Origin of the sequence: Streptomyces sp. NPDC029044 (assembly GCF_040637495.1) — a bacterium.
In the GTDB taxonomy this organism is placed as follows: Bacteria; Actinomycetota; Actinomycetes; order Streptomycetales; family Streptomycetaceae; genus Streptomyces.
Map to the genome: position 1 here is coordinate 1 of NZ_JBEZWN010000049.1, position 21,045 is coordinate 21,045.

The window sequence follows — 21,045 nt, forward strand, 5'->3', positions numbered from 1 at the left end:
CGTCGCGCCGCCGGCACGATCCCCGGCGGCGCGACACGGCCCCTTCACTCTCACGCCCACCCACCCACTCGGAGGACAACCCCACACATGAGCACGACGACGGTGCCCCGTGTGACGACCAGCCGCGCCCCCCACACCACCGACGGCAACGGCTGGCCCCAGCTGATCGAAGCGGTCCGCGAGACGGGCCTGTACCCCACCCGGACGAAGGCGGAGCAGGTCACCCGCACCGTCCTGGCCGCCCTCGGCACCCACGTCACCGGCGACGAACGGGTCGAGCTCGCCCGCGCCCTGCCCGGCGAGGCCGCCCGGCTGATCGCCGCCCAGATCCCGGCCACACACCGGCTCACGGCCGCGCGCTTCGTCGACGAGGTCGCCTCACACACCCCCGGAGCCACGTCCGCCACGGCCCGCTGGGACGTCAGCTCGGTCCTCAGCACGCTGCCGCCCCTGATCGGCGACGACCTGGTCACCCGCATCCTGGCCCAACTCCCCGCGGGCTACGCCCTCCTGTTCGGCCGAGCCGATCTGACCCCGGCGTCGTAGCTCGCGCAGCGCAGCGCGCACCAAAACGGCCACCCCCTTGAGGTCCGGGGTGGCCGTTCCTTTGACCTCAAGTTTGCTTGAGGTCCTACGTTGACCGCATGAGCGCACACATGGAGAACCTCAAGGAGTACTCCCCGGAGGAGCTGGCCGCCCAGCCGATCGGCGCCTGGACCGGCGAGGCCTGCCGCAGGGTGGTGGGGGCCATCCGCGGCCAACTGGCCGTGGAGGACCTCACCCAGCCCCACTGGTGGACCCTCAACCACGCCTCCGGCGCCCCCGGCCACTGGACCCGAGCGACCCTCACCGACCGCCTGACCCCCTACGACGATCAGAACACCGCCTTCGACGCGGTCTACGACGACCTCATCGCCCGGGGCTGGCTCACTCAGGACGCGACGGGTGCCATGTCCCTCACCGAGGAGGGCGAGGCCGGCCGTCTCCGCGCCCGGGAACGCCATCTCCGCGTCCACCACCGGACCCACGAGGGCATCACCGAGGCCGACTTCATCACGACGATCAACGTCCTGCGCCGCATGGTCGCCAACCTGGGCGGCAACGGAAACCTCCCCGAGAGCCCCAAATAGTTCGACAGACACCGGCCTTCCCACGCATCCTGCGAGACGCACCTCGCACAACACACCTGAGGGAGAAGGCCGTTGAACCCGACCATCCGCCACATCACCTTCGACTGCACGGGCGAGCCCTACGAACTGGCCCGCTTCTGGTCCGAGTTCCTGGGCCACCCGATCTCCGACACCGACAAGCCCGGCGACGACGAGGTCCTGGTCGAACTCCCCGACGGAGTGCCCGGCCTCCTCTTCGTCAGAGTCGAGGAGGCCAAGACGGCGAAGAACCGCATCCACTTCGACCTGGGCCCCACCGGCCGCACCCGCTCCGAGGAGGTCGAACGCGCGGTCTCCCTGGGCGCCCGCATCCTGACCGACCGCACCCTCCCGAACGGCCGGGGCTGGGTCGTGTTGGCGGACCCGGAGGACAACGAGTTCTGCGTGGAACGGGGCTAGGGGCTGCTCAGGTATCCACCATCATGCTCTCCATCGACCGCATCCGTGAGCTCCTGCACGAACTGGACGACCCCGAGCACCTGGAACTCCCCGAGCACTACGACCTCCCGGCCGCCCGCGCCCGCTTCACCCGCCTGACCGACGCCCTGAAGGCACGCTACGGCCAGTCCGCGACGTCGGGCATGCCCCAGGACGCGAGCTACTACGGCGCCGTCTCGGTCCCTGCCTCCGCCACGGGCACCGACCGCCCCCTGTGGGTACTGATGAGCAACTTCGGCCCCTTCGTCACGGCCGGCACCGGCAGGGACTGGGGAATGCCCGGCTGCGAGGAAGGCCTGACCGAGGAATTCCTGACCTGGCTCGACGAACTCTGCACGGAGCTGGGATGCGTCCACGTACCCGTGACCCTGCTCCTGGAGCCGTACGACGGCCGGGCCCAGTTGGAACCTTCGGAGGAGGACGAGGAGGTACTGCGGGCGTGGGCGGCCGCCGAGTACGGCTTCGATCCCGACGAGGACGAAGACGAGGATCTGCCGCCGGCCTGGTGGGACAGGTACTTCCAGTACATGTGAGCCGCACGGCGAAGGGCGCCACCGCACATCCCGCGGCACCGACTCAGAAGCTTTAGCACCGAACCAGGAGGGCCCTTGTCACCGGCCGAAGACCAACCACGGGTCTACGAGATCCGCATCGCCGGATACCCGAGCACGCAGGAGGCGCTCGCCCTCCAGGCCCCGATCGAACGCCTCCTGTGCCCGGACCCCGACCACGCGCCGCCGTGCGAGATCCCCTGGAGCTTCACCCTCGCCGACAGCATCGACGACGCTTCCACCGCCCTGGTCCTGGGCGTGTATACGTCCAGCGGCCGGGCCACGCGGGTGGCGGCCCAGGTACGCGCCCTCACGGGTGAGGGGAGGGTCGTCGCCGTGACTGAGGGCGATGCCGGGGAGTGGGAGGAACTGGTGGAGCAGTATCGGTTCGAGAGGGGACTGCGCTCAGAGCGGAGCGGTCCCGGGCAATAGAAGGCCGGGCATGATCGGGTGATCCAGACGCTGACCCTTGGCGCACACCCGTAGCGTGAAAGTCTCCGGCCTTGGACGGCCTGCGCCATCGAAGGCCTCCAGGACGCTCTCCACGCGTTCCCACAACCTCACCGGCCCGCCCTCTCGTACCTGCCAGTCGCCGTCCGGGCGCGTCAGCGTGGCCGCCGAGCCGCTCACGACGTCGATCAGATACACGACGTCGTCGACAGCGACCATCTGGGCGTCCGGCACGGCGCATTGGGCGAGGAACCGCAGATGGAACGCCTCTTCGGTCACAGCCGCGAGTCGATCCGGCCCGTGTCGGGCCGCTCTGGGATTGTCCGGAAGTCCGGCGGCCCAGTGGGCAGGATTTCCGAGTGCCGGTGCGGCATGGGTCCGCGCGGACATGAAGGACACCGTACCGGGCAGCAATGCCCCCTCGGCCGTGCCGTCCGCGGCGACGGTGAGCAGCACGCGCGCGTAGCCGTAGAGCCACCCCGACAGGGTGAGCAGGACCTTTCCGCCCGGTCGGGTCTGCGCGAGCAGGGCAGGTGGGACCGCACGGAAGGAGCACGCGGCGACGACTCGATCGAAGCGGGCCTCGGGCCAGTACCCGTACAGCCCGTCTGCCACGGCCAGGGTCGGGCTGTAGCCGCAGCCGTACAGCGCGTTCGCCGCCGCCTCCAAGCGACGGGGATCGACCTCGATGCTGGTGACATCCCCGGAATCGAGACGCTCACAAGCCAGTGCGGTCGAGTATCCCGTGCCGGTTCCGATCTCCAGCACGGTGTGTCCCTCAGCCACGTCGGCGTCAGACCACATCCGCACCACCAGGGATGGCAGCGTTGACGACGAGGTGGGCGCGCCGCCGTGCCGCACGACCGGTGCCCGCCAGTTGGGCTCTTCGCCGTCGAACTGTGTGATCAGGGTCGTGTCCGAGTACACGGCCGCCAGCCAGCGGCCGTAGTCGAGCTCGGCTGTGACCGGCTCCCAAGCCGTCAGTCCCCGCTCGTCACGCTCGTCGGCCGGCAGGTAGAACCCGGGCACGAAGCGGTGCCGTGGCACCGCTTCCACAGCAGTCCGCCAAGCCGGATCAGCCAGAGCATCGTTCTGCGAGAGGGCGTCCACCATGGCTGCGCGGAGCGGGACCGCGTCGGTCTCGGGGTCAGGGGGCATCGCCATGACCTGGCGTCTCCTTCCGTACGTCGTTGCTCAGAATGTCGGCGAATGACTCGGCGATGTCCGCCGCGTCCGGTAGCCAGCCCCACTGACCGTTCGGGTTGCACTCGATGGCCCACCAGTCGTCGGCATCGTCCCCGTTGCCGGTGAGCGCGAAGTCGAAGCAGCCGAAAACCAGGCCGAAGAACTTCAAGTAGGCATGGAGTGCAGCCTCGATCGCGGCGGGTACGGCGATGGAGGAGTGCGACAGCTCGTCCCAGTCGCCACGACGCCAGTCCAACGCCCGGTCCGGTGTGATGATCTGCTGGGCGAAGACCCGGTGGCCCACAACAGTGATCCGTACATCCGCGCGTTTGGGGATCTCTGCCTGGAACAGGTGCGCGGTCACCGTCAGGGACTCGTCGAAGCTGTCGGGGTCCACCCGCTGGGTCCAGATCGCCCCGGTGTGGCCGTCCTTGCTGCGGGGAAGCCCACGGAAGGTCTTGCAGACGACCCGCCCGTGATCGGCGGCGAACTTCCTGGCCGTGTCCACCTTGTTGGTGATCAGTGTGGGCGGGACCCGAAGTCCCGACAGGGCAAACTGCTGCAACTGGGCGGGCTTGAAGTCAGCGCGGGCCACCGCATGGGGATGGTTCACATACGTCGCCGTCCGCAGGGCGTTCAGGACGCCACCCAGCCCGTGTCTCGCCTCTGCCTCGCAGAAGACCTGCTGTTGCCGGGGGAGACGCGCGAAGCGGGCGGTGTACGGGGTGGGGCGACGGTAGTAGACCGCCGCCACCTCCCGTAGGTCCATCTCTCGACTGAGGGTGGTCAGCCGCCCGGCCCACAGAGGATCGTCGTCGCCGAGGCGAAATCCGAAGGCCAGGTCCGCTCCGATATCCGCCGGATCGACGCGTACGACAGGCACCCCGCGCTCATTGAGCGCATGGATGACGAGATCCGCTGTGACGTCCTCCAACGCGGTGACCACCAGAACCGTGGACGCCACCGCTCAGTCCGACTCGTAGTCGGTGGTGTGGTCGTCCTGAGTCTGGGGCTGCGGATTCTGCCCGTCCCCGCCTCCAGAGATCGATGCGGTGCCCGTCGTCCTGGATGTGCCGTGCTTGCCCATCTCGACGGGTCGGCCGTCGGCGCCCGTGTACCGAGCCGTCTGTGAGGGCCCGTCCAACACGACGCTCGCGTAAGCCGGCGGGCGTACGGGCAGCCGGTCCATCACGAGTCGCATGGCCCACGGGCCTTCGACGACCACAGCCCGGATGACTCCACCCTCGTCATGCGAACGGACCTCGCCCTCCGCGGCCAGTCGGGCGCGACCCGCTCCGAGCAGGTCGAGGACCGCACGCGAGCAACACAGTTCGCCCCCGTGCCGCGGCGGAACAACCCAGTACGTCCCGGGCGGTTGCCGTCTGTCGATGTGCGGAACCCCCAAGTAGGTGCCACGACCAAGGCACGTCACGGCATCGTCGTCGACCCACGCGAGACCGGCATGCCCATCGACCAGGGCGTAGTAGGTGCCACCTGCCACTCGACGGTCGAAGATGATCCCCCCTCCCAGTAAGCCACCGAGCGCGGCCCTCACGCGGTCCGGGTCCTCGGACCGGACGGCGGCGTGCACGATCTCGGACGGCATACGCACGGCGGCGAATCGCCGGCCGAGAGGCAGCAGCGCCACGCCCAGCGTGGCCCACTCCGTCCATACGCGTCCCGGGTCCGGGTGGGTCCGAGCCAGCCACTCCGAGACCACTCCGTCCAAGCCCTCGTGTGAGTACACAACATGCTCCCTCGCTGTCCGTCGGTGTGCACGGGACAGAGTTCACCAAGCGATCTGCCTATTCGAGGACTTCCAAAGGCCGTTGACAGGACATGAAGAGGGCCTGGATGCCTACTTGAGGTGGAGTCGATGTCCTGTAGGGGACTCACGTGGGAAAGTATGAGCCGCAGACAGCAGGAGGAGGTGGCTCATGCCAAGGCCCACAGGCAACGTGCGACTCAAGGCTGCTCGGGTGGCCGCCGGCTTCAACTCGCAACAGGACCTGGCCGACGCGCTCACGGAGCATGCGAAGGACATGGGCATTCGAGGGTTGTCCATCGGGGCGCGGCAGGTCCGGCGCTGGGAGTCGGACAATCCACCGTGGCCCCAACCGGACTGTCAGCGCGTGCTGGTACACCTGCTCGGCCAGAGCCTGGAGACCCTCGGCTTCACGCCTCCGTGGGGCGCGGAAGGAACGGTGCCAGACGACGCCATGCGCAGGCCGTTCGCCGGAGCGGCGCGAACACGGGGTCCGGCAATCGGAGCAGGCCGTGCCGCAGCCGCCTCGCACCCGGAGACAGCCGGAGCGGACTTCGAGGCCGTCACCCGTTCCCACCGTCGGCTCTACTGGTCGGTCGCACCGACCACACTGCACCCGGCCGTCGTGGCACACGCGACGCTCGGCTGTGCCCTGCTGCCGGAAACGTCAGACTCCACCCGACGTACGATCGCCGCCGCCCTCGCCGAGACATACCTGCTGGCCGGCCGGATCGAGTTCTTCGACCTCTCCGAGCCCGCCACCGCGCACGACACGCTTCTCCTCGCCCTGCAAGCGGCAGGCGAGGCCGACCACGCGTTGCTCGGTTCGGCGATCATCGCGCACATGGCCTTCATCCCGGGCTGGGTGGGTGATCAGGAAGGAGCGCGGGAGCGGATGATCGCGGCCAGGACCTACGCCCGCCGCGCCCCCGCCTCTGCCGAGTTCCTCGCTTGGCTGGACGCAGTGGAGGCCGAGTGCGAGACCAGGTGTGGCGACACCCGAACCGCGCTGAACCTGATCGCCCACGCCGAGGACGTCCTGGAGGCCGGCAACGAGCACCCGTCACCGCCCTGGATGGACTGGTTCTCCCCGGCGCGGCTCGCCGCCTTCAAGGGAAACACCCAGCTGCTCGCCGGCCACCTCCCGCAAGCCCGGGCCGCGCTCCTCCAGGCACTTGAAGCCATGACTCCGGGCGAGGAGAAGCAACGAACGGTCGTGTACGGCGACTTGGCGGCCGTAGAAGCGGCCTCAGGCAATCCCGAAGAGGCCTGCGACTACGCGGGCAAGGCACTCGATCAGCTGGCTCTCACCTGGTACGCCACCGGTATGGACCGGGTGCGGGAAGTCCGACGTGCGTTGACTCCGCACCAGCACGAGAGCTGTGTTCGCGACCTCGACGACCGCCTGTACGACTGGTCGACGACCCTCAGCGCGTTGAGGCGTTGAACTCGTCCACCCTGGAGGCAAGCTCGGTGAGGGTCTCGATACGGAAGGTCGGCAGCTCCTTGGCTTCGGTGCTGTTCCACTGAATGCCGGCCCACGGCCCCCTATGCACGAGCGCGGTACGCATCCCAGCCTGCCTGGCCGGTGCGATGTCGTTGTCGCACCGGTCACCGACGTAAAGAATCTCGCCGGCCTCGAAGGGCACGGCAGCGGCCACGCGCTTGAAGAACTCGGGGTCGGGCTTACTGGCGCCCCAGTCGTCGGACGTACCGATCAGGTCGACGTCATCGGAGAACAGCTCCCGCAGAAGGCCACCGGCCCGTACGGTCTGGTTGCCGGCGATCCCGAGCCATAGCCCCGCGGCCCGGAGCTGTCGGAGGGCGGGGCGAACATCGCTGTACAGGTCGTCTTCCCCGAAGCTCTCCGGCTGCCCGGCAGCGGCCCGCTTCTCCCGCTCGGCGTACAGATCGAACCCGGGCCGGAACTCCTGGAAGGTCTCCCGGTAGTCACGGCCCTGGGCGATGACGGCCCCGAACATCGCATGAAAGGTGTGCCTCGGCACGCCGAGCCAGTCGGCCCAAGTCCCGTACTCCCGGGTCTCGTCCACGAGGCACTCACCGACGTCGAAGACCACTGCGCGAATCATGGGGGCAGAGTATCGACAGCCAGTTCTTCAGTGCTGACCACAAGAGCCCATTGCCGTCGTCTTGGTAGCAGGGTCAGTACCTCGCACCGAGGCGCTTCACGGCCTGGGTGAAGGAGTGCCACGCATCGCTGCTCGCGGCGATCATGTGCGACCCCGCGATCTTCGAGTCCCGAACGAGAACGCCGTCACCGGCGAGCGCACACTCGACGCACTCCCCTCCGGCGCCGTTGCTATGGGAAGACGTGAACCACATCAAACGGTTGTCAACACCGTCTTCGGTCGACATCACCATGTGCTCCTTCACGCTTCTCAACTCGCCAGTGCGGAACGAGCCTCGGCTCTGACGCTCCTCACCAAGTGCCCCAGCTCGGGCTCCGAAGCCGAGTCGAGGTCAAGGAATGCCGTGAGGCGGAGAAGGCGCATCAGGCTTTCCCGGAGTACGTCCCTGGACGAGACGAGTCTGTCGGACTGGTCATCGCGGTGTGCCCTGACGATCGATCGCACCAGCGCGGGTGAAGCGGCGAGAGCGGAACGTCTGGCCATGATTTGGTCGAGATCGGATTCACCCAGGACATCCATTAGGTGGTAAACATCGTCTTCCGTCGGGTCGTGGAGCACGTGCGCGCGGGTCCACAGACGGGCGAACGCGTGGCGGGTCAGGTCGGTGCCCTTGAAGCGGTCAGCCACATAACGGCCGTCCGAGTCGGCAGGCCATCGCCAGGCACATACGTCAGGAAGCAGGACGAGCGAGAGAAACGCCCAGACCTGCCGTTGTGAGGCTTCACCCGGCACCATGAGGCACTGCTCGTGCAGAATCTGGGCTGTCTCCCGGTCGAAGATGCTCCGTTGCACGGTGGATCTGGAGGTCGGAAATCCTTGGTCACGGGCGATTCGAAGCACGCTCTCTCGGAGTTGATCGAGCTCCTCCCGTGAGATCCGGCGGCCTCCTGTCGCGGCGTAGACGGCTCGCGGAGAGTGATTGGCCACCATGGTCGGGTGGTGCTCAGGGGAGATCTCGTGGAGTTTGCGGAAGCGCCGCTCCGTCTCGTTGGGGAGGAGACGCGGGTATAGCAGGCTCATGCTGTGGCCTCCCGGGGGAACTTGACACCGGCGTGGACATCGGCGCGGAACCGAGACGGATCTCTGCGCCGTTCGTCGCGCAGTCGCTTGATCGCCTGTTCGGCAACCTCACCTGGGCGCGCCAGGTACGTGCGCACGAGAGCGCGTACCAGACCCGCCATCGTCAAGTCGCCGTCAGGATCGTCCGATGGGGATTCGTCGACGAACGCTTCGTCGTCCAAGGCGCGTCCTACGAGGTCGGTGACGATATCGGCCTCGAGGATGCTCCATAGCATCCCGGACAACTCTCCCTGCGTGGACTCCATGGCCTCCTTGACCGCGGGATTGTCTTCATTGAGCAGGACGAGGAGGCTGCCCATAGCGGCCTGCTGCCAGTCGCCACCGTCCATGCTCACATACCAGGCGGAGCCCGCGGGGAGCCCCGCTTCGCTGAAAGACACTGGGGCCACCGGCAGCAGCCCGGCACCGCCTTCCAGATGGATTCGGATTTGGTCGCTCCAAAGGATCGAGCCGGCGCGCGTAGCGACGAAGGGCACGGCGGAGGGGAGATCGGCGGCCAGCTCTATCAGTGTCTCGACGGTCAAGAGCCCGCCGAGTCGAGTGCTGTCGGCCGAGAACTGGATCTCGCAGGATGTGCGAGCCATGTGGGTGGGGAGGTCGTGGACGAATGCGGACCTGCGGAGAAGCGACGTGGACGGCCAGTACCGAACACACAGACGCAGGGGCGCATCCGGTGTCAGTCCGCAGTCCTCGCGGAGCTCGGCGAGGTCGATTTCGATCACACGCCCTAGAGCGATGTCGGTGGTGTAGTCCCAGGCGGTGAACGCGGTCGGTGCAGACTCGCCCGTGGCGTCGCCCGATCTCCACGCTTCGGCGTGGACCCGGCCTACAGGCCTGCGGTAGGGCCAGACTCGAACGCTCATGAGCGGCCCACGACGTTGATGTCGATGAGTACGTCAGCCACGGCGATGACGATCATCTCGACATCCACAGCATCACCGGAGTGGTAAAGGACTTCTCCGGTCACGATGCGTCCGTCCGCAGGAATGCGCCAGCCGTAGACCTCCGGTTGCGTCGCGCCGGTGGGCGTTTGTCCTTCCGCTCCTCCGTCACCGGTCATGACTCGTACGGAGCCCTCGACTCTGTCGGGTCCATGAAGCCGAACGCGCTGCACGATGACCGGCAACCCGTCGATCACTTCGAAGTAGGGCTCGGACGTCAACGTCGGCCTGCGGGCGCCACGTCTCCTTCCGGCCGGTTCCCATGCGCCGCCGCCTCCTTCCCCCGCGTCGCCTCGCGGGGCAGGAAACGGTGCGAGACCCGGAGGAGCTCCGGAAACATCATCCTGTCTCGCAGGCGCCGTTACGACCCGTGAGGTTCCGGGGAGGAGGCTGGAGGGGAGCACAGCCGTGCCGAACCCACCGGGGCCTGCCAAGAGATGTCCGAGCCGTTGTGCCACCGAGCCCAGGGCATAAGCGCCGACCTTGACGGCTCTCCGCGCCTGGGCCCCGCTGAGTCTGTCGCACTGCTCCTTCAAGCGCCGTCCGGCAGTGCGTACGAAGGTCGCTTCTCGGCCCTGCAACTGCTGGTATTCCCACCCGTCGTGGGTCGGCGGCTCGGCTCGTGCGAACGTCTGGTCCAAATCTTCGTTGACTCTGAATACGGCGGCATAGCCGGCGTCGGGATTCGATCTCTCCGGTCCGGAGTGGTAACGGACGACGAGCTCGGGACCACGCAGCAGACAGACGTGGTGAGGGGCTCCCTCGAGTCCGAGTTCACGCGCGGCGAGTGAGGTCACGGATGCCCCGTACGTGTACTGGTGTGCAAAAAGGCCGAGTTCCTTGCGTGGTTTGCCGCAGGCGAGCATTAGGCCGGAGCCTTCCGCGACCGTTCGGTAGGCGGAAGCGAAGAAGGCGAGGGCTGCATCGGATTCGGCGTCCGGCACCTTGATGTCGACACCGTTCGCCGTCACTCGGACAGCCATGTGTACGGCCCGGTCCGTAAGCATGATCGGCCACAAGTTCCAGGCCGCCGCGTCGGCGAGAAATGCGCCCGCATCGGCCACGGAAAGTTCCGGCGGCGCGTCCGAGTCCGGGAGCGAGGGATCCGTCAGGTCGGGATCGACCACGATGAGGGTCGTGCCCGTCTCCTCGGCTTGAAATCCGGGAATGCCCAGCTCTCGGGCGATCGTGTCCGCCTGAGCGTCCAGCAGGGGCTCACAGTGTTCCTCCTCCGGCAGTCCCCACCAATGCCGTCCGGTGTACCGCGAGTCGTCTTCCCAGAACGCCTCCCGGATTGCTACGCCGATGAAGCGGGAGCGCAGGCCTCCACCTTCATCCTCAAAGCGCGTGTAGACGAGCACGCAGCCGACTTTGGACAGCTGGAACAGGGCGCTCTTGCCATAACCGTAAGTGCCGCCGCTCGAGGAGGCCGAGGCGCCGTCGCGGTCACCGCTGTTCAACACGAACCGCGCCCATTCCCTCCTCTCCGTCCTTCCGGCGTCGGATCGGGTCGGCCCGGCGAGCCCGGACGTGCCACGGTCGGAGACGGCGAGATAGCGAATGGCCGTAGCTTTGGTGAGGCGATGGAAAATCCCGTCCGTGAAGCCGGTGCTCGACGAGCCAAGGGAGAACATGCGGCGCCAGGCTGCAACGTGCCCGGGGCCGACGGTGCTCAAATCGAGACGGAAGGGCACGACGGGGTGACCGGGCAAGCGGGCGTCCCAGGAATTCTGGGCCGCTTCACGGACGAGCAGCGTCAAACGTGACAGACTAGGTCGGCCGAGCTGGCTGAGGAGGCCGCTGGCGGTAATCCCGCCGTCGGCGCGAAAGGGTTGTGCGTACCAGCCAGGCTCGTTCATAGATCGGCTCCCAAGCGTTCCAGGACGACCTCCCGCTCGGCGAGGTGTGAGACCGCGTCGAGATCGATCTGGTACTCCACGCTTTGCACCCCGGCGGGAACGGCTCCGCGTACAAAACTCTGGGGGACAACGCGGGGAAAGTCACCATCGACCTCGTACCAGCGGTGTTCTGTCGGAAGAAAGCGGGTTCGGCTCATCGGACCTTCGTCGCCCTCGGGTAGGCCGAGAGCCGCCAACCTAGTGTCCAAGGCGGCCAGATCATGGGTCTTTTCGCGACATGCGTCGAGTATCTCCGGTATTGATCGGGCCCCCGGCGCCGTCGACTCGGTGATGCGCAGCCAGACGAGGGCGAGTGTCCCGTTCTCGGGTGCTTCCAGTTGGTCCGCCCCATGGATGTGGACGACACGATCTTCGGCGGCCACGGTGCCCTTGACCTCTATGGCGTGGTGTGCGCCGCGGAAGTCCTGAGGGCAGCCGAGCGGGCCGAGCCAGGCGCGGACCGAGCGCGGCTGCACCCCCAACAGGTCTTCCAACACGACTAGTTCGGCGAACAAGCCCGCAAGTCGCGGGACCGTCCACTTGCTGGACATACCGCCGAGCAAGAGCCTCCAGGCGTGCAGTGTACGGACGATGAGTGACGGCGCCCGATCGGGATTCGCGGCTATCAGGCCGGTCAAATCTGCGACCAGTCCCGTGAACGTTCCCGCGAGATCGTGCCGTCGACAAGCGATGTCGGCGTATCTGACGGGCAGTTCATCGTCGCTCGACAGCGTCCGAGTGGTCAGCTGTACACCCGCGCTGCGCAGATCGTCCTCGACTTGGTCGCCCGGATCAATGGGCACCAGCAGGTGGCGCAGCCCATCGGCATCCCGACCAAGTCGGAGTGGACCATGGGGAGTCTCGGCCTCCAGCGCCACCGTGATCATCGCGCTCTCGGTCTCCATGAAAGCTTGCCGGTCGAGCCGGCCCCAAAGCACTTCCAGGAGTTCGCGCAGACGCAGAGAAGCCACAGACCAGCGGTGGTCGTTCATGCGGCAGCCTCCGGACCGGCGTCGAGGTCCTGCTCGAGCACTGAGAAATCTTCGTCTTCGTCTTCGCCGGCGGAGGGGAATACCCGAGAGAGATCGGCCTGGAGGTAGTCGTACTCGATGCCGAGGTCCTGCCCGCTGGTCGGCTTGGGGAAGACGAGCGCGGCGCCCCACACGATCTCGCCGGGCGCGTCTAGAGGGGCACGCCCATCCACAGGCCGCTCCTCACCGTTCTTGCGGACGATCGGCACCGGGGCTTTGGCGTCGATCGGATAGAGGAGGACCAGGCCACGCTCGGGCTGTTGGGCCATCCTCAATTTTTGCAGGACGATGCGGTTCACCTTTTCCTCGCCCTTCGGGACGGTGAGGTCGAGGGCCTCGTCGCGGGAACCTGTGAGGGTCTTGATGTCAGCAACCGAATCATCGCCGGTCGACGAGAGGCGGGTGCGCACCACAAGATCGACCGCTGCGCCGTTGGGTAGATCGACGCGGCCGCCGGCGGTGGCCGGCTTCTTCCCGATGACTCCGATATTCCAGAAGGCCAAAGCGCCGGAATTCTTGTTCCTCTTGATGACGTAGTCTCGCATCAGGCTACGAGCGGCGTCGAGCGCCTTAGGGTGAAACTCGTACTCGTCGATGAACGTGAGCACGTGTTCCATCGGTACACCCCGCCAGAGGGCGCGGCCGACGGTGACACCGTCGTCGACGCTTCCGTCGCGATGTGCACCGGCCAACAGTTTGTGCACTGCTACGGCGTTTTCGGAATGCCACCGCTCGTCGGCGTCGTTCTTCTCACGCGGGAAGTAGCGCGTCTCGACGAGTTGGCCCCCGTATGAGGCCGCAGCTCTTACCGCACTCTTGGATTTCGCCGGGGCTGTCACCTTCATCTTGGGGTGGCACCTGATCCGAGGGGCCAAGTCGAGCGGCGTGAGGTGCTCGGTGAGGTAGCGGTCGATTTCGATACGCATTTCCGCCTCGACCGTTGCCAGATGGGCGAACCAGCGTCGGGTTTCGTCAGGCATGAAGATGCGGGGGAGGTCTTCGTAGCCAGGCCGGTACCCGAACCAGCGCCCCATCTGCAGAAGTGTGTCGTAGACGTTGGACGAGCGTACGAAGAAGCTGACCACGAGCCCCTCCAGGGTGAGACCCCGGGACAAGGTGTTTCCGCCCACCGCGATGACGTTGACCGGCCCGGAGTCATAGTCAAGTCGGTCGGTGCTGCGGTAGTGGTCCATGACGATTCTCGTCGTCGAAACGACCGAGGCCAGCACCGCAGACACGGCCTCGAAGTCCACGCGCCGGTTCGCGTCCGCCGGTTCTACCCGGCGGGACTCCTCGTTCCACAGCGCCCGTAGCTCGTCGACGACACCGGTCCGCTCGCGAAGCCCCTGATCGACCTCATCGCGAAGCCTCTGGAGCACAGGGTGGTACGAGTCGTGGACGCGCGTATCCGAATGTGCGTGGACGAGCATCGACGAATGCTGGTCGTTCTGTCCTCGTGCATGCCGGGCGGCGGTGGCCAGCCAGAACCAGAAGACGGCGCGGCGAAGCGACGGAGTCGCTTCGGGGGCGAAGTCGGGTGCGTCGGCCTTCTTGGCCGGTCGCAGTGCGGGCAGTTCGTCGACGGGGATACTGCGGATCATGTCGAGTCCGCCGGGAACCTCGGACGGGTCTTCATGGTCAAGTGGATTCCGGCCGAACAGGGTTTCGGGCCCTTGGTATCGCTCTCCACGAGGAAGGCTGAGGATGAAGTCTCGAGGGTAGAAGTCCTCCTCATCGACAGGGTCGACGAGGAGGTTGGCGAAGGGCGTGGCCGTGTAACCCACGTAGCACACCTTGGGGATGCGGCCGATCACATCGCGTATGAGCGGATTGATCCGGCGTGTGGCGAGAGTCGCTTGGTCGGCCTCGTCGTCGATGATCAACGTAGGGCAGTTGCCCAGCTGCTCTCGTGCCTGCTCGAGCCAGTCTCGCAACTTCTTGAGCACAGGGCCGTTCTTCTTGACCACCAATAGCAGATGCTGGTCTTTGGAGGCGAGGAAGGATTGCGCATTGGGCGGAGGCTGGAAGTCGTGCTCAGGCTTGGTTATTTGATGCCACAGCGGTGGATTGAGATCCACGAGATCTCGGATGAGACGAGTCTGCGTCTGCCGCCGCAGTGAATTGTGCACGCCCGACAGGACGATGAACATGCGGTACCCGCGGTCTGCGGCCTTGCTCACGACGGCCGTGAAGTTGCTCGTCTTGCCGGACTGCACGTGCCCGATGACCAGCCCGCGGGAACGGAAGTTCGCGGTCTTAGGGTGATCGAGCATTGCGACGACCCGGTCGGAGGCCTCGTCGATCTTCCTGACTTCATCGAAGTCCAGATAGCGCCGCAGACGCTTCTCGAAGGCCGGCCAGTTTTTGTCTCCTGCTCGCGGTCCCCCATACCAAGGAACGGCGTTCTCCCGCCCCAGCGCCAACGGCTCACGAAGGCTGACGATCTTCGTCATGGCCGCTTCGTGTCGCCGCAGCATCTCCTCGATCACCTCGTCGGGAACGAAGAGATCGTGCAGCTGCTGCGTGGCCTCGTGCGGGAGCATCCCGTCGAGCATGCTCTGAAAACGCGCCCAGGCCGCGTCCATACGCGGATCGCCCACAATGCCTCACAAGTGATCACGGCCGGCCGACGTCCCCCCGCCTGACCGACACCACGTCCTTCCACCTGCTTACGCTACCGATCAGCACTGACAAACCACGCCGGGTTGCCAATATCGGCTCACCGTAGGAACTACTGCCGGAGGTTCTTGCCGCTGGCGGTCCAGACACGTCAGCCGTGGCTAGGGCTGCCGGGGAAAACCGGGCGGTCGGCTCGCGTGCCCGAGGTGGTGTGCAGCCGTCTGAATGAGGTAACAGTCGAGAGGGCGGCAAGAGGGACGGGTGTACCCGCCTAAAACGGCGTCTGTTTCATACCGGCTGCTTGACGGGCGACGCCACCTGCACGGGGAACAGCTCCGGCACTTCCACCCCGTTGCTCCGGTGACCGGCTGGCAACGGCGCCGATTGCGGTGCCGCCGCATGGCACGCGATGGCCTTCTTGACGGCGGCGTCGCGAGCTTCGTTCCCCAGACCCAGCGCGGCGGCGAGGATATGGACACCGAGGAGAGGGGGGATGGCGTTGCCGATTTGCTGGGGAATGTCCTTGCCTCGCCACGGAAAGTCCCGGGGGAAGCTCTGCAGCTGGCCGGCCTCGGCGTCGTCGAAACGGGGGTCGGCGTCGGGCCGACCCGGAGGTCCCACCCTGTTTCTCCGAATCTTTCCGGTGACGGTGAAGGCCGGCTCATCATGCTGCCGCCTGCCACGCGCTTTGGGGTCGCCTCCGGTGCCGTAGTTGGAGGTGACCTCGAACGGCGTCAGACGCTCGAGCACGTCCGCCATCGTCACGTAGGACCGCCTGCCCTTTTCCTCGTGCGTGTACTTCTTGCGAAACGGGCGATGGGTTTTCTCCGGCAGCAACGCCGGTCCCCGACGGCGGGCGATCAGCACTGCACGCTTGCGGGTTTGTGGCACCCCGTATTCCTCCGCGCGCAGTACAGCGGTTTCGACCGAATAGCCCTCTTTCGTGAGGATCGCGTCGTAGGCGTCCCATACCCGCATCACCGTGGGGACCTGCTCCAGCACGATAGCTTCGTACGGTCGGCCCTCAGCAAGGGCGGTCAGCGCCCACCGCAGCGGTTCGAGTACCAAACCCGTCCGGCCCTTATCGCCCGGGGCCTTGGCGAGCTCGGTGAGCTCGGCCTCGACCTTGGCCTTCTTCCGCTTGTCGTTCTTGCTCTCGGCCATGAGGGCGGCCAAGTCGAGTACCTGGGTGAGCGCCCGGCGTCCGGCGCCACCATCGCGTCCGCCCGCAACCGTATATGTCTGGCAGGGAGGACCCCCGGCCAAAACTTTCGCCCCCGGGAAGTCGGCCGGCTGGAAGGCCTTCACGTCGCCCGGCATGGTTGCCAGGCCCGCTGCCTCGCGCGTCGCGCACGCGTCGGAGTCCAGCTCGATGCCGACGGCGGGAATCCCCAGCCAGCCGGCAGCCACGTCCAGCCCACCGGGACCGGCGAAAAGATCCACAATAAGGGGGTCGGGCACGTAGTCTCCAGGCTGTATGCGGTCCGCGGAGGCGATCACGAGGATGTCCCGCACGTGGCCGCCTCGATCTCCCCTCAGTGGGTCGTCATCATCGATCTGACAGGATAACGCCTGTTCACGGTGGCCGGCCACCGTGGGACGCTTTCGCTGTGCCGGGTCCAGACAGGTATGCGGCGGTCGTCTTCGATCCGCCTCTGAGCTCGGCGAACAAGCCAAGTCGGCGGTCCCTGAGGTCAACTCGGACAGACGCCGACGTGATCGAGTTCCTGCCCTGGCTGGTAGGCGACACCATGGCCTGTCCGAACATTCGTCGCCGCACAGGGGTTTCAGACCGAGAGGTGACTCGGTACGGCCGTGCGTCTCGGTCTTGCAGGCGTCGTCTCGCGGCGAGTCGAGGTTTCAGGAGCCGTTCAGGGGCCGCCTTCGACGAGTGCTCGCGCGCTCGGCCCGTGCCTCTTCGATCTCCTTGGAGAGCCGGTCGTAGACCTCGCGTACTCGCAGGGCGGCGGTCGCCGGGTCTTCGTGCTCCCATACGCGCAACACCTCCCACCCCGCCTCGCGCAGCCACTGATCCGTCTGCCGATCGCGCCGGCGATTCGTCTCGAATTTCGCGGTCCAATAGGGCGTGTTGGTCGCCGACAGGGTGTGGTGCTCGGGGCACCCGTGCCAGTAGCACCCATCCAGGAAGACGGCCAGGTGGACTCGGGTGAAAACGAGATCAGCGGTGCGCCTGACCTTCGGTAGTGGTCGTGTAGACACACTGAATCGGAGTCCCAGGGCGTGTACGGCACTCCGGAGAGCCCTTTCAGGCTTCGTGTCCCTCGGCCTATTGGACTGCATGCTTGCACGCGTGGCCGGCGATGACGCCCAGGAGGGCTGAGCATCCTTCCGGCGCGCGCTGCTCTCACTCATGGTTTCCCGGGGGAAGACGGGACGATGGGCTTGGGGGAGATCGGTCGTGCAGCCCGTGGCAATGCCGAGAGTACTCGTTCGAGCGATCGCAGGTTGGGCCCCGTGGCATGCCATGGCAAATGGTCATGGCGGCGGTGGCGGAGCCGGTGTCCTAACAGGCATGGAGTGGCAGGAGTGGGTAAGGGCAACGCTTCCTGAAGCGGCACTGGAGCCACATGGCACCGCGTCGATCTGGCGCAGGGAGGGTGGCGGTTGGACGGGTTCCGTGTCGTGGGGCATGGACATGTGCGTTCAACGAGGCGTACGTGCGCCCATGACAGGTTGGTGCCGTGTAGGCCGCCCGCTTCCTGGCCAGTGTCGTGCCTCCCCCCGCCTCAAGAGCTCTCCACTCCGCTGCGCTGCGTTCCGCGTCGGCTGCGCCGATGGCCCTGCGGGCCACCCTTGGCCCGGGCCGCTCCGGCACGGGAGAGGAGTGAGCGGGCGGCCCGGGGAAGCGGGGGTCAGAGTGGGGAGCGCCGCAGGGCGCTGCGCAGGTGCCCGGCGTGACGGGCGCGGCAGCGGCTCCGCGCACGCCGGGTTGGCTCAGCGGCTACCCACCGGGGGAACTCAGACAGTGCTGCCGTGACACTGGCCGTACGCCGTGCCCGACCCGCACCAGCAAGCCGCCCCCTGCTGGGGCGGCCAAGCCGCTGCTCTGCCCCTCGCCGCCAGGGTCGTCGCGTACTGGGGGAGGAGGGTCGAGTCGTTCGGGGAGGAGAGTTCCGAGGCGGCGAAGGCCTCGTAGGACGGGACCGTTCCCGTGACGATGCCCAGGTTCGGGGTGCCCGAGGCGGACAGTTCGCGCAGGGCCGTCTCTATGGTCGCGAGGTGTTCCTCGTGGGTCGGGTACTCCGAGGTGAGGTCCGGGTACGCCTCCAGGAGTTCCGAGAGTTCCTGCGCCGGCCAGTGCAGGATCGCTACCGGGAAGGGGCGGGAGAGGGCCTCCCGGTAGGCGCCCAGTTCTGCTCGGAGGCGGAGGATCTCCGCCTCCAGTTCCGCGGGGTTCTCCGAGCCCAGGGACCAGACCCGCTTGGGGTCGTGGAGTTCGTCCAGGGTGATCGGGAGGGAGTGGACCGAGTCCGCCAGGGCGTCCCATTCGTCGTGGGCACGGCCCAGCATGCGGCGGACCCGGTGGCGGCCGAAGAGGAGGGGGTGGGTCGGCTGCGGGGGGTCGGCGACGTCCGTCAGGAGGCGGCGTACGGCCTCGGTGAAGGTGTCGTGGGCCGCTTCGAGCTCGTCGTGGGATTCCAGGGACTCCGCCACGATCACCCAGGGCGCCGGGTCCCCGGGGGACGCCACCCGGACGCCCTCGATGATCGCGCGGGCCTCGGCCTCGTGACCGTACTCCCAGAGGTTGGAGGCCTTGAGCGCCCGTACCAGGTGGGGGTTCTCCAGGCCGTCGGAGGAGGACAGCAGGCGGTCGTAGAGCGTGGTCGCGGTGGGGCGGTCGCCGGAGAGTTCCAGGTGGGCCGCTGCCCGCAGCAGCAGGGCCTCGGCGTCCTCGGGATACAGGCCGGCGGTCCGCTCCAGGCGTGCCGCCTCGGCGGTGTGGTCGACGTTTTCGGCAGGCGTGTCGGGGCGCATGGGGGACACCGTACTGCCGGGAGGTGACGAGCGTGAGAGATGCGCAGGCCAGACCACCCGGCCTCCCGACCTCCCATGCTCGCCACCCAGGCTTCGGTTCGCCCCGAACCGCCGCCGCGGACTTACAGCGTCACACCGTCTATCTGGAGGGTTTGGACTGATTTGGCCGTGAAGGGGACGCTGACGGATGTGCCGGACAGGCGGATGTCGGAGCGGGGCGTGTAGAGGTCTCCGCCGCCCGTCGTGACCGTGTTCCAGCGGGGGACCAGGCCTCCGGAGCCGCCCGTGACCGTCGAGAAGCGGGAGAGGTCGAAGGTCAGGGTCTGGGCGGAGGTGGAGGTGTTCACCGCGACGATCACCAGGCGGCGGGCCGTCGCGTCGTACGCCGCCACCGCGTAGCCCACGCCCGTGTCCAGGATCGTCATGCCGGGGCGGATGTGGCGACTGAACTGGGCCATCACGTAGTGCTTGGTCTGGACGGTGGTCGGCTGGAGGGTGTTCGCGTCGTAGGCGATCATCGCCCAGCCCGACGACGGGTCCATGACCTGCCAGTAGCACCAGGCCGTGGGGTGCAGCCAGCGGAAGTCGAGGCAGAGGTTCGAGGCCATGGTCAGGCCGGTGCCGTCGCTGTCGCCCGTCTCGGAGTTCCACAGCTTCTTGCGGGAGGTGGTCACCACGTCCGTGTAGAGGAGGTCGCGGCGGCCGCCCGAGCCCTGGTAGCCGTGCACGTTGACCTGGGAGACCAGGCCCTTGGTCGTCGCGTTGAAGGACGACCAGGTGGAGCGGGCCGTGTCGTAGTTCGTCTCGTCCGAGGCCGCTATGCGGAGGCTGGTCAGGCCGCGCTTGTCCAACTCGCTGCGCATGTAGGGGAGGACGGCCGCCTGGACCGCCGGGTCCATGTGGCAGCCCTCCTGGGTGCCGGTCGCGGTCCACCACGTGGAGGCCGGCTCGTTGAAGGGGTCGACCGTCGCGAAGTTCACGCCCCAGTTGTTGCGTGCGTACAGGGCTGTCGCCGCCAGGTGGGAGGCGTGCTGGCGGTAGTTCCAGGTCTGGAGGTTGTTGCCGCCGCCCGCGGCGCCCGAGGGGTTGTGGTTGCTGCACATCCACCACATGGGGGAGTTGGCGAAGAGCTCGGTGATCGCGCCGCGCTGGGTCGCCTTCACCAGCATCGCGCGCTGGTTGGCGTCCGCCGTCCACTTCCATGCCGAGGAGGTGGGGTCCTCGTTGTTCCAGTCCTGCCAGAAGCCCTCGATCTGCTTGAAGGCGGGGATGTTGGGCGACTTCACCATTGTCTCGCCGCCGACGCTGTTCCAGCTGCACGCGCCGAGGTTGTAGCGGGCGATGTTGAGTCCCAGGCCGGGGAGGGAACGGCCGTTGTACGTGACGGACTTGGTGGTGAAGAACAGGTCGGCGAAGTCGTCCCGGGCGCCGAAGACGTTGGCCCACCAGGCGAGGGAGGTGCCCCAGCCCTCCCAGGTGCCGTATGTCGTCGACGGGTTGACGGCGATCGTGGCGTCCGCGTGCGCGGTGCCCGTCGCCAGGGCGCTGCCGAGGAACGTACCGCCTGCTGCTGCCAGCAGACTCCTGCGTCGGATCACGGCTCCTCCGTAAGGGAGATGGGGGCAGACGCCGGTCCCCGGCCCGGCGTCACAGGGGTGTCCCCGTGGTTGGTGACGAGAAGCATCGGGTGTGGCGGGTGGGTTGTCGAGAGTTCTGACGGACCTTTCTCAAACCCGTGTACGAAGTCGCGGGCCCGGGCGGGAGGGTGATCC

The 21,045-nt window shown here is 67.1% G+C and carries 20 protein-coding genes; 6 read left to right on the forward strand and 14 right to left on the reverse strand.

The window, feature by feature from the left end:
- Nucleotides 1–87 precede the first annotated feature (87 nt).
- The 5 genes from AB0E85_RS29525 (at nt 88) to AB0E85_RS29545 (ending at nt 2,590) form a co-directional block, all read left to right on the forward strand.
- On the forward strand, nt 88–546 hold the full coding sequence (locus AB0E85_RS29525) for a DUF2267 domain-containing protein (protein ID WP_361933334.1): 459 nt from the start codon (nt 88–90) through the stop codon (nt 544–546).
- 98 nt (nt 547–644) lie between these two features.
- A complete protein-coding gene (locus AB0E85_RS29530; protein WP_361933337.1) occupies nt 645–1,130 on the forward strand; it encodes a MarR family transcriptional regulator in 486 nt (161 codons plus the stop codon).
- A 72-nt stretch (nt 1,131–1,202) separates the two neighbouring features.
- Nucleotides 1,203–1,568, forward strand: a complete 366-nt coding sequence (locus AB0E85_RS29535) for a VOC family protein (protein ID WP_361933340.1) — start codon at nt 1,203–1,205, stop codon at nt 1,566–1,568.
- A gap of 23 nt (nt 1,569–1,591) precedes the next feature.
- Entirely contained in the window at nt 1,592–2,140 is a 549-nt protein-coding gene (locus AB0E85_RS29540; protein WP_361933343.1) for a hypothetical protein, read from the forward strand.
- A gap of 75 nt (nt 2,141–2,215) precedes the next feature.
- Complete coding sequence (locus AB0E85_RS29545; protein WP_361933346.1) at nt 2,216–2,590, forward strand: hypothetical protein; 375 nt, start codon at nt 2,216–2,218, stop codon at nt 2,588–2,590.
- Here the strand turns inward: AB0E85_RS29545 and tgmC are convergent.
- From tgmC to AB0E85_RS29560, 3 genes are read right to left on the reverse strand one after another with little or no spacing between them, the layout of a single operon-like run.
- Complete coding sequence (gene tgmC / locus AB0E85_RS29550; protein ID WP_361933349.1) at nt 2,564–3,772, reverse strand: ATP-grasp peptide maturase system methyltransferase; 1,209 nt, start codon at nt 3,770–3,772, stop codon at nt 2,564–2,566. The genes AB0E85_RS29545 and tgmC overlap by 27 nt on opposite strands.
- Nucleotides 3,756–4,757 (reverse strand): ATP-grasp ribosomal peptide maturase, encoded by a 1,002-nt coding sequence (gene tgmB / locus AB0E85_RS29555; protein WP_361933352.1) that lies wholly within the window; start codon nt 4,755–4,757, stop codon nt 3,756–3,758. Before tgmB ends, tgmC begins: the two co-directional genes overlap by 17 nt.
- 3 nt (nt 4,758–4,760) lie before the next feature.
- On the reverse strand, nt 4,761–5,540 hold the full coding sequence (locus tag AB0E85_RS29560) for a putative ATP-grasp-modified RiPP (protein ID WP_361933356.1): 780 nt from the start codon (nt 5,538–5,540) through the stop codon (nt 4,761–4,763).
- A 190-nt stretch (nt 5,541–5,730) separates the two neighbouring features.
- On the opposite strand from AB0E85_RS29560, the gene AB0E85_RS29565 reads away from it, so the two are divergent.
- Nucleotides 5,731–7,005: a transcriptional regulator gene (locus tag AB0E85_RS29565; protein WP_361933359.1), complete on the forward strand. Its 1,275-nt coding sequence runs from the start codon at nt 5,731–5,733 to the stop codon at nt 7,003–7,005.
- Here AB0E85_RS29565 and AB0E85_RS29570 read toward each other — a convergent pair.
- From AB0E85_RS29570 to AB0E85_RS29620, 11 genes are all read right to left on the reverse strand, one after another.
- Nucleotides 6,986–7,648: an HAD family hydrolase gene (locus tag AB0E85_RS29570; RefSeq protein WP_361933362.1), complete on the reverse strand. Its 663-nt coding sequence runs from the start codon at nt 7,646–7,648 to the stop codon at nt 6,986–6,988. The genes AB0E85_RS29565 and AB0E85_RS29570 overlap by 20 nt on opposite strands.
- A 73-nt stretch (nt 7,649–7,721) precedes the next feature.
- Nucleotides 7,722–7,934, reverse strand: coding sequence for a DUF397 domain-containing protein (locus AB0E85_RS29575; protein ID WP_361933365.1), 213 nt, complete (start codon nt 7,932–7,934; stop codon nt 7,722–7,724).
- A 23-nt stretch (nt 7,935–7,957) separates the two neighbouring features.
- The gene (locus AB0E85_RS29580; RefSeq protein ID WP_361933367.1) at nt 7,958–8,728 is read right to left on the reverse strand and encodes a DUF6339 family protein; all 771 of its coding nucleotides are present in this window, start codon (nt 8,726–8,728) and stop codon (nt 7,958–7,960) included.
- The gene (locus AB0E85_RS29585; protein WP_361933369.1) at nt 8,725–9,510 is read right to left on the reverse strand and encodes a hypothetical protein; all 786 of its coding nucleotides are present in this window, start codon (nt 9,508–9,510) and stop codon (nt 8,725–8,727) included. The genes AB0E85_RS29580 and AB0E85_RS29585 overlap by 4 nt, the downstream gene beginning before the upstream one ends.
- Before the next feature lie 137 nt (nt 9,511–9,647).
- Nucleotides 9,648–11,588: a hypothetical protein gene (locus AB0E85_RS29590; protein ID WP_361933372.1), complete on the reverse strand. Its 1,941-nt coding sequence runs from the start codon at nt 11,586–11,588 to the stop codon at nt 9,648–9,650.
- A complete protein-coding gene (locus tag AB0E85_RS29595; RefSeq protein ID WP_361933374.1) occupies nt 11,585–12,619 on the reverse strand; it encodes a PD-(D/E)XK motif protein in 1,035 nt (344 codons plus the stop codon). Before AB0E85_RS29595 ends, AB0E85_RS29590 begins: the two co-directional genes overlap by 4 nt.
- Nucleotides 12,616–15,243, reverse strand: a complete 2,628-nt coding sequence (locus AB0E85_RS29600) for a Z1 domain-containing protein (RefSeq protein ID WP_361933377.1) — start codon at nt 15,241–15,243, stop codon at nt 12,616–12,618. Before AB0E85_RS29600 ends, AB0E85_RS29595 begins: the two co-directional genes overlap by 4 nt.
- A gap of 322 nt (nt 15,244–15,565) precedes the next feature.
- Nucleotides 15,566–16,792: a DNA cytosine methyltransferase gene (locus tag AB0E85_RS29605; protein ID WP_361933380.1), complete on the reverse strand. Its 1,227-nt coding sequence runs from the start codon at nt 16,790–16,792 to the stop codon at nt 15,566–15,568.
- A gap of 345 nt (nt 16,793–17,137) precedes the next feature.
- Nucleotides 17,138–17,764: a very short patch repair endonuclease gene (locus AB0E85_RS29610; protein WP_361933383.1), complete on the reverse strand. Its 627-nt coding sequence runs from the start codon at nt 17,762–17,764 to the stop codon at nt 17,138–17,140.
- A 492-nt stretch (nt 17,765–18,256) separates the two neighbouring features.
- A complete protein-coding gene (locus AB0E85_RS29615; protein ID WP_361933386.1) occupies nt 18,257–19,273 on the reverse strand; it encodes an SEC-C metal-binding domain-containing protein in 1,017 nt (338 codons plus the stop codon).
- 122 nt (nt 19,274–19,395) lie between these two features.
- The gene (locus AB0E85_RS29620) at nt 19,396–20,871 is read right to left on the reverse strand and encodes a beta-1,6-galactanase (protein ID WP_361933389.1); all 1,476 of its coding nucleotides are present in this window, start codon (nt 20,869–20,871) and stop codon (nt 19,396–19,398) included.
- Nucleotides 20,872–21,045 lie beyond the last annotated feature (174 nt).

Bases quoted from the DNA above. Each gene is read 5' to 3' on its own strand.
- AB0E85_RS29525 (WP_361933334.1), top strand. From the start codon at position 88: ATGAGCACGACGACGGTGCCCCGTGTGACGACCAGCCGCGCCCCCCAC.
- AB0E85_RS29530 (WP_361933337.1), top strand. From the start codon at position 645: ATGAGCGCACACATGGAGAACCTCAAGGAGTACTCCCCGGAGGAGCTG.
- AB0E85_RS29540 (WP_361933343.1), top strand. From the start codon at position 1,592: ATGCTCTCCATCGACCGCATCCGTGAGCTCCTGCACGAACTGGACGAC.
- tgmC (WP_361933349.1), bottom strand. From the start codon at position 3,772: ATGGCGATGCCCCCTGACCCCGAGACCGACGCGGTCCCGCTCCGCGCA.
- AB0E85_RS29565 (WP_361933359.1), top strand. From the start codon at position 5,731: ATGCCAAGGCCCACAGGCAACGTGCGACTCAAGGCTGCTCGGGTGGCC.
- AB0E85_RS29570 (WP_361933362.1), bottom strand. From the start codon at position 7,648: ATGATTCGCGCAGTGGTCTTCGACGTCGGTGAGTGCCTCGTGGACGAG.
- AB0E85_RS29575 (WP_361933365.1), bottom strand. From the start codon at position 7,934: ATGTCGACCGAAGACGGTGTTGACAACCGTTTGATGTGGTTCACGTCT.
- AB0E85_RS29580 (WP_361933367.1), bottom strand. From the start codon at position 8,728: ATGAGCCTGCTATACCCGCGTCTCCTCCCCAACGAGACGGAGCGGCGC.
- AB0E85_RS29590 (WP_361933372.1), bottom strand. From the start codon at position 11,588: ATGAACGAGCCTGGCTGGTACGCACAACCCTTTCGCGCCGACGGCGGG.
- AB0E85_RS29595 (WP_361933374.1), bottom strand. From the start codon at position 12,619: ATGAACGACCACCGCTGGTCTGTGGCTTCTCTGCGTCTGCGCGAACTC.
- AB0E85_RS29600 (WP_361933377.1), bottom strand. From the start codon at position 15,243: ATGGACGCGGCCTGGGCGCGTTTTCAGAGCATGCTCGACGGGATGCTC.
- AB0E85_RS29610 (WP_361933383.1), bottom strand. From the start codon at position 17,764: ATGGCATGCCACGGGGCCCAACCTGCGATCGCTCGAACGAGTACTCTC.
- AB0E85_RS29615 (WP_361933386.1), bottom strand. From the start codon at position 19,273: ATGCGCCCCGACACGCCTGCCGAAAACGTCGACCACACCGCCGAGGCG.